General features: G+C 38.0%; 16 protein-coding genes. 12 read left to right on the top strand and 4 right to left on the bottom strand.

Going from position 1 to position 12,017, the window contains the following annotated elements; genetic code table 11:
• Nucleotides 1–3 precede the first annotated feature (3 nt).
• The 3 genes from H7R46_RS02595 (at nucleotide 4) to H7R46_RS02585 (ending at nucleotide 1,586) form a co-directional block, all read left to right on the top strand.
• Nucleotides 4–375 carry a hypothetical protein gene (locus H7R46_RS02595; RefSeq protein ID WP_002117849.1) on the top strand — a complete coding sequence of 124 codons (372 nt, stop codon included), beginning with the start codon at nucleotides 4–6 and terminating at the stop codon, nucleotides 373–375.
• Between the two features lie 10 nt (nucleotides 376–385).
• Nucleotides 386–1,060 carry an LrgB family protein gene (locus tag H7R46_RS02590; RefSeq protein WP_005065237.1) on the top strand — a complete coding sequence of 225 codons (675 nt, stop codon included), beginning with the start codon at nucleotides 386–388 and terminating at the stop codon, nucleotides 1,058–1,060.
• 82 nt (nucleotides 1,061–1,142) lie between these two features.
• On the top strand, nucleotides 1,143–1,586 hold the full coding sequence (locus tag H7R46_RS02585; protein WP_002117847.1) for a DUF2147 domain-containing protein: 444 nt from the start codon (nucleotides 1,143–1,145) through the stop codon (nucleotides 1,584–1,586).
• 91 nt (nucleotides 1,587–1,677) lie between these two features.
• Here H7R46_RS02585 and H7R46_RS02580 read toward each other — a convergent pair whose 3' ends face one another.
• From H7R46_RS02580 to pdxA, 3 genes are read right to left on the bottom strand one after another with little or no spacing between them, the layout of a single operon-like run.
• Nucleotides 1,678–2,520 (bottom strand): symmetrical bis(5'-nucleosyl)-tetraphosphatase, encoded by an 843-nt coding sequence (locus tag H7R46_RS02580; protein ID WP_005065240.1) that lies wholly within the window; start codon nucleotides 2,518–2,520, stop codon nucleotides 1,678–1,680.
• The gene (rsmA, locus tag H7R46_RS02575; RefSeq protein WP_005065242.1) at nucleotides 2,521–3,333 is read right to left on the bottom strand and encodes a 16S rRNA (adenine(1518)-N(6)/adenine(1519)-N(6))-dimethyltransferase RsmA; all 813 of its coding nucleotides are present in this window, start codon (nucleotides 3,331–3,333) and stop codon (nucleotides 2,521–2,523) included.
• A gap of 23 nt (nucleotides 3,334–3,356) precedes the next feature.
• Nucleotides 3,357–4,340: a 4-hydroxythreonine-4-phosphate dehydrogenase PdxA gene (gene pdxA / locus H7R46_RS02570; RefSeq protein ID WP_080630983.1), complete on the bottom strand. Its 984-nt coding sequence runs from the start codon at nucleotides 4,338–4,340 to the stop codon at nucleotides 3,357–3,359.
• Nucleotides 4,341–4,513: 173 nt separating this feature from the next.
• Between pdxA and rplM the strand changes: the two genes are divergently transcribed.
• From rplM to H7R46_RS02525, 9 genes are all read left to right on the top strand, one after another.
• Nucleotides 4,514–4,942, top strand: a complete 429-nt coding sequence (gene rplM / locus H7R46_RS02565; protein ID WP_002117832.1) for a 50S ribosomal protein L13 — start codon at nucleotides 4,514–4,516, stop codon at nucleotides 4,940–4,942.
• 12 nt (nucleotides 4,943–4,954) lie between these two features.
• Nucleotides 4,955–5,341, top strand: a complete 387-nt coding sequence (gene rpsI / locus H7R46_RS02560; protein ID WP_002048725.1) for a 30S ribosomal protein S9 — start codon at nucleotides 4,955–4,957, stop codon at nucleotides 5,339–5,341.
• 174 nt (nucleotides 5,342–5,515) lie between these two features.
• Nucleotides 5,516–6,169 carry a glutathione S-transferase N-terminal domain-containing protein gene (locus H7R46_RS02555; protein WP_005065247.1) on the top strand — a complete coding sequence of 218 codons (654 nt, stop codon included), beginning with the start codon at nucleotides 5,516–5,518 and terminating at the stop codon, nucleotides 6,167–6,169.
• Between the two features lie 6 nt (nucleotides 6,170–6,175).
• A complete protein-coding gene (locus H7R46_RS02550) occupies nucleotides 6,176–6,610 on the top strand; it encodes a ClpXP protease specificity-enhancing factor (protein ID WP_005065250.1) in 435 nt (144 codons plus the stop codon).
• A 17-nt stretch (nucleotides 6,611–6,627) separates the two neighbouring features.
• Nucleotides 6,628–7,284 (top strand): hypothetical protein, encoded by a 657-nt coding sequence (locus H7R46_RS02545; protein ID WP_005065252.1) that lies wholly within the window; start codon nucleotides 6,628–6,630, stop codon nucleotides 7,282–7,284.
• Nucleotides 7,285–7,624: 340 nt separating this feature from the next.
• Entirely contained in the window at nucleotides 7,625–7,984 is a 360-nt protein-coding gene (locus tag H7R46_RS02540) for a hypothetical protein (protein WP_003656109.1), read from the top strand.
• Nucleotides 7,985–8,069: 85 nt separating this feature from the next.
• Nucleotides 8,070–9,035, top strand: coding sequence for a hypothetical protein (locus tag H7R46_RS02535; RefSeq protein WP_182924239.1), 966 nt, complete (start codon nucleotides 8,070–8,072; stop codon nucleotides 9,033–9,035).
• Nucleotides 9,036–9,043: 8 nt separating this feature from the next.
• Nucleotides 9,044–9,604: a GTP-binding protein gene (locus H7R46_RS02530; RefSeq protein WP_005065256.1), complete on the top strand. Its 561-nt coding sequence runs from the start codon at nucleotides 9,044–9,046 to the stop codon at nucleotides 9,602–9,604.
• Nucleotides 9,597–10,016, top strand: a complete 420-nt coding sequence (locus H7R46_RS02525) for a roadblock/LC7 domain-containing protein (RefSeq protein ID WP_005065259.1) — start codon at nucleotides 9,597–9,599, stop codon at nucleotides 10,014–10,016. Before H7R46_RS02530 ends, H7R46_RS02525 begins: the two co-directional genes overlap by 8 nt.
• A 54-nt stretch (nucleotides 10,017–10,070) precedes the next feature.
• Here the strand turns inward: H7R46_RS02525 and H7R46_RS02520 are convergent, their stop codons facing one another.
• Nucleotides 10,071–12,011, bottom strand: coding sequence for an acetyl/propionyl/methylcrotonyl-CoA carboxylase subunit alpha (locus tag H7R46_RS02520; RefSeq protein WP_005065262.1), 1,941 nt, complete (start codon nucleotides 12,009–12,011; stop codon nucleotides 10,071–10,073).
• Nucleotides 12,012–12,017 lie beyond the last annotated feature (6 nt).

The raw sequence follows: 12,017 nt of genomic DNA, 5'->3' as shown, positions 1-12,017 counted from the left end.
AATATGGATAAGATCAAAAGTATAGACTGGACAGCATGGGTAATTACATTACTACTCATTATTGGTTTTCGTGAAGGCTCTGTCGTTGTCATGCGTGCTTTTGGTCATCCAGAATTAGGTAATCTAGTCGGTCTAATCAGCTTACTTATTATTTTACTGATTTGGAGAAAGTTTAAAAAAATTCCACTTCGAATAGTAGATACCAATAATAAAATCATGAAAGAAAGTGGATTCGCGTTTTTACCTATCTGTGCAGGTTCATTAATTATGCTGGTACATATGGGTAAAGAAATTCCATTATTTCTTTTTGTTTTAGTGGTCAGTACCCTTATACCTTTGTGGGTCTATGCAAAAATGGCAAAACGTTGGTTATAAGGAGAATAAAATGTTTACGATTTTCTACGGATTTTTGATCACACTCATTGGTTATCTGTGTGCAAAGCCTTTAAACCGACGTTTCCCGCAAGTTCCACTTTTAGTTTTCGGCATGTTCATTGTGATTGGCTTACTTTCAGTTTTGCATGTACCATATGAGCAGTATCGCTTTTATGTGAATGACTTATTTGGCCATCTATTAGGTTATATCACTGTAGCCTTAGCCATTCCTTTAGCTGCAATGCGTTACGATGATCTTCCAATTAAATCGGTCATTGGTATTTTACTTTTTGCAAGTATTAGCGCCGTTGCTCTACCTATGGGGCTGGCTTACTTGTTACATATGTCTGAACCTACAATTCTTGCATTTGCCACCCGTGCAGTAACTACTCCAATTGCTCTGAACATCGCAACTTTATTACATGCTCCTGAAACACTTGTGACCCTTATTGTTATTTTGTCTGGGGTAATTGGCGCTGCATTCTCACCATTCTTACTTAAACATATTCATGATGAGAGAGCATCAGGTTTAGCCTTAGGTTTAGCTGCACATGCCATCGGAACAGCTCAAGCTTGGCAACGCGGACCCGTTGCAGGTCGTTACGCTGCATTTGGTATGGCATTGAATGGTGTATTTACTGCAATTTGGCTACCAACATTAATGTTGTCTTTTGGAACACCATAATTAAGAAGTTGATTAAATAAACATTGAACGGTCTATCAATTCCAAATAAGATGACCTTTCAAAGTTAAAAGGATTTTTAATTATGGGGAAAATTTTTATTGGAGCTCTGCTCTTATTGGGGATTAATACTGCTACATTCGCAGCAGATATTACAGGTCTCTGGCAAACAATTGATGATAAGACAGGTGCTCCTAAAGCACAGGTAGAAATACGAAAAGAAGCGAACGGAACATATGCTGGGAAAATTATCAAAGTAACGCCACGCCCAGGTTATACGCCTAAAGAAATTTGTGATAATTGCCCTGCGCCATATACCAATAAACCGATTTTAGGTCTGGATATCGCAACTGGTTTAAAACAGGTAGATGGACTGAACTATACTGGCGGTAAAATTTTAGATCCGAATACTGGCAAAGTTTACGGGCTTAAAGCAAAACTTAGTTCAACTGGCAAACGCTTACATATGCGCGGTTATCTCGGAGTTTCAGCTTTAGGGCGTAATCAAATCTGGATACGAGTAGAATAATAGTTCCCAATAAAAAAGCCGCTTCTGCGGCTTTTTTATTTTAACTCAGCTACAAGCTTCATCTTACGTTCATAGCAAAGCATTGCTTTTCTTATAGTTGCACTGGGTTTTCAACAGAAAAAATTTCTTTGTCTTCAATACGATAAGCCATTAATTTTCTACCCCAAACACAGCCACCATCGATATTCTGGATCTGCTCATTAATAGTTCTGCCCTCGAGCGCAGCCCAATGACCAAAAATAATCTGATGAGTTTGTGCGGCTTTGCTCGGAAATTCAAACCAAGGTAAATAACCTTCCGGCATTGGTGCATCCAAAGAATCTTTAAAACTAAACTCTAAAGCCCCTTCGGCATTGGTTAAACGCATGCGAGTCAAATAATTGGTAATACAACGTAAACGCGCAGAACCAGTTAGGTTATCTTCCCACAAATCTGGTTTAGAACCATACATGTCTGCTAAAAAAGCATCCAATACAGATAAATCTTCGTTTGCGAGTACAGCCTCGACCTCTTTTGCCAACGTTACAGTTTTTTGCGCATCCCAAATACAAGGTATGCCAGCATGAGTAAGGATCGTATGCTCGTTTGGCAATAAACATAATGGCTGTTTACGTAACCAATCGATTAACTCATCACCATCAATAGCATCAATAACGTCTTGGGTACGATCTTTTTCTTTAATCTCTTTTAAACCACGCGCACCCGCAATTAAAGTCAGGTCATGATTTCCAAGTACAGTTGCAGCAGCGCCACGATCAGCAAGCTTTTTAATAAAACGTAATGCCCCTACCGAGTTTTCACCACGTGCGACTAAATCACCAGCAAACCATAAAAAGTCTTGATCTGGATCAAAACGTATTTCTTTAAGCAAGGCTTTTAGAGCTTCAAAACACCCCTGCACATCACCAATAACATAGTTAAAACGCTTAGTCATTTACGCCACCATTTGATCGGCCAAAGCAACAAATTGGGCAAGTGTTAAGGTCTCTGGACGAGCCATCGGATCAACACCAGCTTTTTCAAAGCCATCTTCTGCAATCATACCTTTAAGACTGTTTCTTAATGTTTTGCGGCGCTGAGTAAATACATGGGCAACCAGTCGAGCTAAAGCTTTTTCATCTTTTGCTGTAATTGGCTTTTGATCATAAGGAACAAGGCGGAAAACAGCACTCGTTACTTTAGGTGGCGGGTTAAATGCCCCAGCCGGCACTTCAAATAAAAATGTTGGTTGACAGTAATACTGAATCATTACCGACAAGCGTCCATATTCTTTTGTATTCGGTTCAGCAGTAATACGGTCAACCACCTCTTTTTGCAGCATAAAGTGCATATCTTTAACTTTGCTGCCAAATTCCAAGAGATGAAAAAGTAATGGGGTTGAAATGTTATAAGGTAAGTTACCGACTACACGTAATGGTCGGCCATCTTTTACCAGTTCGCTAAAGTCATATTTTAATGCATCAGCTTCTATAATCGTCAAACGTTCAGGATGTGGAACACGTTCTGGTAGCCCAGCAGCTAAGTCACGATCTAGTTCCACTACTGTTAATGCATCACACTCCCCAATTAAAGGAGATGTTAAGGCAGCTAAACCAGGTCCAATCTCGACAATATTGTCGCCTGTACGCGGACTTACAGAGCGCACAATTTTGGCAATGACTCGTTGATCATGTAAGAAGTTTTGACCAAAACGTTTACGAGCTTTATGCCCTTCATCTTTCGGGTTTAGGGCATTAATTTGATACATAGAACATTTCCAACATGAAAAATTTAGCTCGCTGCTAAAGATAAAGCTAAATCAACAGCGACATTTAAACTTGAGCTTTTTGCCAAACCAGTCCCGGCCAAAGACAACGCAGTGCCATGGTCAACCGAAGTTCGAATGAAAGGCAAACCCAATGTAATATTGATGGCTTCACCAAACCCTTGTGATTTTAACACAGGTAAACCTTGATCATGGTACATGGCAAGTACAGCATCTGCATTTTTAAGATGTTCTGGAGTAAACAAAGTATCTGCCGGCAAGCTTAAACTCATTTTAAGCCCTTGCGCTCGATAACTTTCGAGTACCGGATTAATGGTCTCAATCTCTTCACGCCCCAAATAACCATCTTCACCTGCATGAGGATTTAAACCACACACCAATACACGTGGATCTATTATCTTAAATTTAGTTTTTAAATCATGCAGTAAAATATCAATAACCTGATGCAATCGCTCTTTGGTAATTGCATCTGCTACATCTCTTAAAGGTAAATGTGTAGTTGCTAACGCGACACGCAAGGTTTTGGTTGCAAGCATCATAACGACACGTTCTACACCTGCAAACTCTTGATAATATTCAGTGTGACCACTAAACAAAATACCAGCATCATTAATAACCGATTTTTGCACGGGTGCCGTGGCTACTCCCACACTTTTACCAGACATTGCATAATCAGCTGAACGACGCAGTTGCTCTAATACATAAGCTGCATTAGCTGGGTTTAATTGACCATCAATGACAGCTGCCTCTAAAGGCACATGTTCTATATAGAGTTCATTCAGAGATGATGACTCAGGCTGTCCGGTATATTCTATAAATTGAATATCGATCCCAAGTTTTTGGGCACGTTGTTCTAATAAATTTTGGTCACCCAAAACAACAACAGGGCGTTCATCAACCCGCTTAGCCAAGCTCAAACAGATATCTGGACCAATACCAGCCGGCTCACCGGAAGTGACATATAATGGCAGCACAATCACTCCAGACACATAACAAGAATTTGTTTGATTTTAACATATCTGACATTCATCAGTTTATGGATTAAATTATAGGACTTAAACTGGATTTTTCTTGTGAGTTTGGACAAACTCGTTTAGAATGCTCGCTCCTTTTGTTTGGACAGATTCCATAGTCCAAACCAACTATAATAGGTAGTGGTTTAATGAAAACTCTCAGCGCTAAGCCAGCTGAAGTTCAACATGACTGGTATGTTGTTGATGCTTCTGGCAAAACTTTAGGTCGCCTTGCGACTGAAATCGCTCGTCGTTTACGCGGTAAGCACAAAACTTCTTATACTCCTCACGTTGACACTGGCGATTACATCGTTGTGATTAATGCTGAACAAGTTCAAGTGACTGGTAAAAAATCACTTGATAAGAAATATTATCGCCATACTGGTTTCCCTGGTGGTATCCGTGAGACTAACTTCGAGAAGTTAATCGCTCACAAACCTGAAGCTGTTCTTGAAAAAGCGGTTAAAGGCATGTTACCAAAAGGTCCTCTTGGTTATGCAATGATCAAAAAAATGAAAGTGTACGCTGGTACTGAGCATCCGCATGCTGCTCAACAGCCACAAGTTTTGGACATCTAAGGGATACAGCACATGGCTACTAATTATGGTACAGGTCGCCGTAAGACCGCAACTGCACGTGTTTTCTTGTCAGCTGGTACAGGTAAACTCGTTATTAACAACCGTACTTTAGAGCAATATTTCGGTCGTGAAACTGCTCGTATGGTTGTTCGTCAACCTTTAGAACTTTTAGAAGTTACTGAAAAGTTTGACCTTTACATCACTGTTAAAGGTGGTGGTATCGGTGGTCAAGCTGGCGCGATCCGTCACGGTATTACTCGTGCGCTTATCGCTGCTGACGAAACTTTAAAACCTGTTCTACGTCAAGCTGGTTTCGTTACTCGTGATGCTCGTGAAGTTGAACGTAAGAAACTTGGTTTACGTAAAGCTCGTAAGCGTCCTCAATTCTCTAAACGTTAATTCGTTTATCGAGTTGGACAAAAAGCCTTGGATTTTTCCAAGGCTTTTTTATTATAAAAATAGAACCATAAAATGCAAACTTATAAATATAAACAAACTATCTCTTTAGAACCGTGATTTCCTAGAGCATTTTTAGTATCCTAATCGATTCACTCAACCACGTCGTCTTGTGATATGTCGGTCGAAAACACCTCTATTCAGGGGATTACCCTTTACAGTCATGCTGATGATTTCCGTTCTCACTGGATTCGTTTCTTATTAGCAGAAAAACAAATCAAATATCAATTGATCATAACTGACCATGAAGACGAGGATTTGGCCAGCTTAAATCCTTATAATCAATTACCAATGTTGGTCGAACAAAATCTTAAATTATTTTCAGCCCCTATCATTGCTGAATATTTAGATGATCGTTATCGTCAAAGCAAGCTTTATGCCGATGCTCCTATGATGCGTGCAGAACAGCGTCAGTATATCTGGAGACTTGAAAACGACTGGTTTAAGTTAGCAGATCACATGTTAAAACATGCTGACTCCCTAAATGTCGAACAAAAGCAAAAAGCTCAAAAAGAACTACGTGAAACATTAATTTCACTTACTCCCCTATTTCAGCATTTTCCGTATTTCATGTCTGAGAATTTTACAATCTTAGACTGCATGCTTGCCCCTATCTTTTTAAGATTAAATAGCATGGGAATTGATTTACCAAAACAGCACTGTCGACCTATATTTTTGTACTGTAAACGTATCTTTGAACGGCCTTCTTTTGCTAAATCAATGACGCCTCAAGAGAAAAACCGTTACAATGAACTATTAAATATGGAATAGCGTGATATGTCTGAGCAAACTATTGATTTAACCCCTACACGTCCTTATCTTGCTCGTGCAATCTATGAATGGATTTGTGATAACCAACTTACTCCTTATCTATTAGTTGATGCGACACAACCGCATACCGACGTTCCGCAACAATTTGTTAAAGATGGGCAAATTGTTCTAAATATTGTGCCCCATGCAGTTCATCAATTGCTTATTACCAATGAAGCTATTACTTTTTCAGCTCGTTTTGGCGGAGCATCAAAAGACATTTATGTTCCTATTCAAGCTGTCCTAGGGATTTACGCACGAGAAAATGGACAAGGTTTATTCTTTGATCCTGAAGAATATGCCAATGTAACACCTGTAGAAAATACAGTAGAGTCAGAAGTACAAGAAGCAACTGAAACAACATCGACTAAGAAAAAACCATCGTTAAGAATTTTAGATTAAATTTAGAGGAAGAAAGCATGGCATTTGATTTAGTCCAATACTTTGCTGAGCAGATAAAAATTCAAAAGCCTCAGCTTTTAAATCAATATCCAGTTAATGAAAAAAATAAACTGATTGATGAGGTGAATATTCTTACGCTTGGAAAACTGATTAGTTTATGGCGTCAGAATGACAATAAGATTTATCAAGAAATCAAAACCTCAGATCCACTTTATATTCAAGAAGTTGCTCGTCATTTAACGACTTCTAAACATAATCAGTCGACTTTAAAAAATTCAGAACTAGAACAGAGTATTTCTGAAATTTTAACTTTGCAGTTAGCAGAACTTAATCAGCTCGATGAAACAGGTGGTTTTGGGCATAATGGCTTAAAAGAATTAATTTTAGGTCAGATTGAACACTTATCAGGTCAAGCTGAAGATTGGGTTTGGTCAACAAACCACCTAAATGAATTAATTGGTTCTAAACCTGTGGAACAAGAAGAGCTATCATTGGATACAACAATGAAGGAGTTCAACCAAATGGTTCACCAAGCCCAACCTCATCATGATGACGTGCATATTGAAGAACAAGCTGCCGAAATTTCTGTACCTACATGGTCAAAGATTGTTGCCCCTGTAGTTGCTTTAGCAATTTTGGGCTATCTCTACTGTATTTATACACAGCTCGTTTAATTTGATTTTTATATAAAAAAAGGGGAATTCATTATTCCCCTTTTTATGATTAAAATTAGAATATTTTATTTTTCAATATTTTATTAACATTCTATTACAATTGTTTTATTCAGATTTTAAAATATATAATGTAAAACTCAGCACAATATTAAAAGTATAATGTAAAAATAATCTTATAATATTTTTTATAATCTGACATTTTCTGTCACTTATTTCCCAAAACAACAATTTCTCTATTTCTTTGATTTATTGACTTCAAATTGAGCAGAAATATAATGAATTTCAACTACTTTTAGGAAAAAGTAGTAAATATAATTTTAGAATCCTGAGAGATAAAAACATGGCTAAACTTTCTTTAGATAGCTTAACTGAAATTGATGGTTTTATTGCATCTGCACTTGTTGATTCAGAAAGTGGTTTATCACTTGCAACTCAAGGTGGTGGGGAAATTGATTTAGAATTGGCAGCTGCCGGCAATACAGAAGTAATCCGCGCAAAACGAAACATCGCCAATGCTTTGAAATTAAATGACAATATTGAAGATATTTTAATTACATTAGGTAAGGCTTACCATTTAATTAGACCTCTAGAAAGTAATAATAATTTATTCCTTTACTTAGTCCTTGACCGGAGTAAGTCAAATTTAGCAATGGCTCGCCACGAGTTAAAGTCATTTGAAAAAGAGTTAGACTTTAGCTAATTAATCTGAAATGTGCTTTTTATACCTATTATAAAGAGCACATTAAAACCCCTCTCTTATTCAATAAAAAATCTAATGTGATACTATGGATAGGCATTGCATAAATATTGCAACCTCTGGTTTAAGCTTAAATGTTTCGGATGAATTAAAAACTTTAATCAGAAATTTAATATCTAATCAGTATGATATTAATTGGGTTAATATTTCTAATATTCATATTGATCTATTATTAATTAACGAAAACTTTTTTGATTCAGATAATATTCAAAATATTCTTCAAAAGAAAAAATGTCCTTATTTAAAAATTAGTAAAACTCCCTCAAAAAATGGATATCAAGTTGATGAACACACCCTGCATCTGCCACTAGAAAAAGTAGAGTCTTTACTTAACTGGATAGAAATAAACTTATTATCGTATTTGAACAAAAAAAATACTGCTGTAGTTTCAGATTTATCAAATGAGCTACTGTTGATTGATGATAAGTTTATAAGGAATTTACACAGTCCAGAAAATGCCAGACTACATATTTTTGATGATAAAGGTACTCTAGCCATTATTGATAATAGAACTCAAATTGCTTGGTTAGAGCCATCACGCCAACATACGCAAACCAATCAAAGCTTTGATTTTACTTTTGCTAATACTTCAGACTTCACTAAGGTTTCGCGTAAAAAAGATTATTATTTACAGGACTGGTTATGGAATCTGATTTGGAATTCAAACAATTTTGAAAATCTAGCCTCCAAGGATAGCTATTTTAAAATTGATCATTGGCCACAGCCCTATCAAAAAGAATATACAAAAGTGAGCCTACAACTCTCTGCATGCTTTATACAGGGAGCTAAAATTACTGATGTGGCTAACCAGCTTAACTTATCAATTGATGATGTCTTACGCTTCGTTACAGCTTGCTTAATGGCAAATAATGGAAAATTTATTTCTGCAAGCAAATGCACTTACACGCCAAATTCGTACTTAGAGAATTCAAATACAGAGAATCATTTTTTTAAAAATTTTATAGGGAAAATTAGACGGCGATTTGGTCTTTAAGGGAAGTTATGATTATACAGCAATATAAAATTGTCTTTGCAGGTAGCATGGGGGCAGGAAAAACAGAAGCGATTAAATCGCTATCTGAAATTCCAATTCTAGAAACAGAAGCATTCAATACAGATGTTCAAAGCCATCAGAAAACCCAGACCACTGTAGGGATTGATTATGGTGAAATTACTTTAGATGATGGAATCAAAATCGGACTCTATGGAACCCCAGGACAAAGCCGTTTTGATTTTATATGGTCGGTCATTTGTGAAGGTGCAATCGGTGTTATTTTATTATTAGATCATAATAGCTCTAATCCAATTGCCGAGTTAGAAAGCTATTTAGAAACCTTTAAAAATTATAACGATAATATTGCGATTGGTATTACTCATGTTGACGAAAATAAAGAGTCATCACTTCAACAATATCGTCATTGGATAAAAGCAAATGCACTACCATACCCTCTTTTTTTTATTGATGCGCGTGAGCAAGAACAAATTTTAATGATGGTTGAATCATTAATTGCATCACTTGAAGTCAAGGTAGGCTCAACATCTCAAGGGAATGATCATGCTTAGTATCCCAACTCAAAAACGAACCGCTCCAACACAGTTACTACAACTTGCAAAAGTCGAAGCTCATAATATTTTGATGAATACGCGTGGTGTAGATTTTGTCATGATTTGCTCTTCTGATGGTTTTGAATTAGCAACAGTGAGCCACAAGAACCACCATAACACTACTAAGTTAGCAGCCGTAAGTAGCTCAATTTTGGCAATGGTCACTGCATTTTTAAAAGAGATTCAACTCACGGGCTGTAACAACATTACTTTAGATGCAGATAATGGCAAGGCCATTTTAACTGCTATTCCTGCTGTTCATCACCCAATGGTCATGGTTACGCTAAGTAATAAAGAAGTCCTTTTAGGTCAACTACTATATAGCCTAAAAAAAGCAAGTCAGACAATTGCAGAGGCCGATGGAGAATAACTCAGAACTCCTCATTTAAAGTAAAATACCGCTCATATAGAGCGGTATTTTTTACTAGATTTGAATAGTAAATAACATCTGCCGTTTTTTTACTTGCTGCCCTTGCTGACCTAAAACATCTTCAACTACACCATCCACATCCGATTTAATCTGCTGTTGGATTTTCATGGCTTCAAGCACTAATAAAGTTTGGCCTTTTATGACTTGATCACCTTTATTAACCAAAATATTCACCACCGCACCATCCATCGGCGCACGAATATTGCCATCACCAGCCACATCAGCTATTTCTGGAGCAGCATAAGTCACATTTCGTATCACAACATTACCATTATCTCTATCTAGATAAAGCTGATCGCCATCCAATACATATTGCAAACGGCGATGTACACCATCAATTAAATAAACCAATTGCTCTATCGTTCTTTCAAGCACTTCAATACAAATAGTTTGATCGCAGAGCTGTACCGTAAACGTATTATTTAGCGATGAAAGCTGCAATTGAACTTGCTGATCATCATATTTAAGCTTTAATGGTAATGGCACACCTAGACCAGTTTGCCACACTGCCGTACCGTTACTTTGGCTAAATAATGCCGCAGCAATGGCTAAGGTTTCTAAAGATAGAACCTGCTTATGTAGACTGCTGTCGTTTTGAAAATGCTGTTGAATGAATGCAGTATTCGTATCTCCTGCAACAACAATTGGATGACGCAGTAAATTGACCAAAAACTGTTTATTGCTATTTACACCTAGCAAAACACAATCATCCACAGCACGAGCGAGTAAGCGAATCGCATCCTCACGGGTTTTCCCATATGCGATCACCTTTGCTACCATCGGGTCATAGAAGGGGCTAACCTCATCAGTTGCCAACATCCCATGATCAATCCGTACATTTGGCAAAGTTGCTGGCTGCCAACGCAGAACTTGTCCTGTTTGTGGTAAGAAATCTTGCCGTGGATCTTCTGCATACAAACGTACCTCGATGGCATGTCCATGTAAGGTCAACTCTTGCTGTTTTAAAGGTAACTGTTCACCATTGGCAACACGCAACTGCCATTCAACCAAGTCTAATCCAGTAATAAGTTCAGTCACAGGATGTTCTACCTGTAAGCGGGTATTCATTTCCAAAAAGTAAAATGCACCCGATGCATCTAGCAAAAATTCAACTGTACCAGCCCCCACATAAGCACATGCTTTCGCTGCTGCCACTGCAGCCTCGCCCATTTGCTGACGTAATTCAGGCGTCATCACTGGACAAGGTGCTTCTTCAACGACCTTTTGATGACGACGTTGAATCGAACAATCACGCTCAAACAAATAAACATAATTGCCGTGTGTATCGCCAAAAACCTGAATTTCGACATGGCGCGGAGCAATGACAGCTTTTTCTAAAATAAGCTCGCCAGAACCAAAAGCATTTTCAGCTTCTGAACGCGCAGTTTGTAAAGCTTCCACCAACCCAGAGAGGTGCTGTACCAAACGCATGCCACGACCGCCGCCACCCGCAGAAGCTTTAACCATCAAAGGGAAACCTATTTGCTCTGCTTGTGTAGCCAAATATTCAAGCTCTTGTCGGTCACCTTCATAACCCGGCACACAAGGGACGCCCGCCTCAATCATGGCGATTTTTGAAAGGCGTTTACTGCCCATTAACTCAATTGCAGAAGCGGTAGGCCCAATAAACGTAATCTGGTTATCGATACACGCCTGAGCAAAATCAGTATTTTCAGACAAAAAACCATAACCCGGATGAACTGCATCAGCACCTGTCTTTTTGCATGCATCTATTATCTTGGTAATTGAAAGATATGACTCAGATACTTTTGAAGCACCAATATAGACAGCTTCATCGGCCTCTTGCACATGGCGAGCATGACGGTCTGCATTGGAATAAACTGCGACAGTTTGATAGCCCATTGCCTTAGCAGTTTGCATGACTCGAACTGCAATTTCACCACGATTGGCAATCAGTACTTTTGAAAATTTCATTATTTT

The sequence above is a fragment of the Acinetobacter sp. BEC1-S18-ESBL-01 genome, assembly GCF_014169935.1.
GTDB lineage: Bacteria > Pseudomonadota > Gammaproteobacteria > Pseudomonadales > Moraxellaceae > Acinetobacter > Acinetobacter pittii.
Note: the sequence above shows the minus strand (reverse complement) of the source record. Positions and strands in the feature narration are given on the sequence as shown.

Excerpts from the sequence above, each read along its gene's own strand:
- H7R46_RS02595 (WP_002117849.1), top strand. The coding sequence starts at position 4 with ATGGATAAGATCAAAAGTATAGACTGGACAGCATGGGTAATTACATTA.
- H7R46_RS02590 (WP_005065237.1), top strand. The coding sequence starts at position 386 with ATGTTTACGATTTTCTACGGATTTTTGATCACACTCATTGGTTATCTG.
- H7R46_RS02585 (WP_002117847.1), top strand. The coding sequence starts at position 1,143 with ATGGGGAAAATTTTTATTGGAGCTCTGCTCTTATTGGGGATTAATACT.
- H7R46_RS02580 (WP_005065240.1), bottom strand. The coding sequence starts at position 2,520 with ATGACTAAGCGTTTTAACTATGTTATTGGTGATGTGCAGGGGTGTTTT.
- rsmA (WP_005065242.1), bottom strand. The coding sequence starts at position 3,333 with ATGTATCAAATTAATGCCCTAAACCCGAAAGATGAAGGGCATAAAGCT.
- rplM (WP_002117832.1), top strand. The coding sequence starts at position 4,514 with ATGAAAACTCTCAGCGCTAAGCCAGCTGAAGTTCAACATGACTGGTAT.
- rpsI (WP_002048725.1), top strand. The coding sequence starts at position 4,955 with ATGGCTACTAATTATGGTACAGGTCGCCGTAAGACCGCAACTGCACGT.
- H7R46_RS02555 (WP_005065247.1), top strand. The coding sequence starts at position 5,516 with ATGTCGGTCGAAAACACCTCTATTCAGGGGATTACCCTTTACAGTCAT.
- H7R46_RS02550 (WP_005065250.1), top strand. The coding sequence starts at position 6,176 with ATGTCTGAGCAAACTATTGATTTAACCCCTACACGTCCTTATCTTGCT.
- H7R46_RS02545 (WP_005065252.1), top strand. The coding sequence starts at position 6,628 with ATGGCATTTGATTTAGTCCAATACTTTGCTGAGCAGATAAAAATTCAA.
- H7R46_RS02540 (WP_003656109.1), top strand. The coding sequence starts at position 7,625 with ATGGCTAAACTTTCTTTAGATAGCTTAACTGAAATTGATGGTTTTATT.
- H7R46_RS02535 (WP_182924239.1), top strand. The coding sequence starts at position 8,070 with ATGGATAGGCATTGCATAAATATTGCAACCTCTGGTTTAAGCTTAAAT.
- H7R46_RS02530 (WP_005065256.1), top strand. The coding sequence starts at position 9,044 with ATGATTATACAGCAATATAAAATTGTCTTTGCAGGTAGCATGGGGGCA.
- H7R46_RS02525 (WP_005065259.1), top strand. The coding sequence starts at position 9,597 with ATGCTTAGTATCCCAACTCAAAAACGAACCGCTCCAACACAGTTACTA.
- H7R46_RS02520 (WP_005065262.1), bottom strand. The coding sequence starts at position 12,011 with ATGAAATTTTCAAAAGTACTGATTGCCAATCGTGGTGAAATTGCAGTT.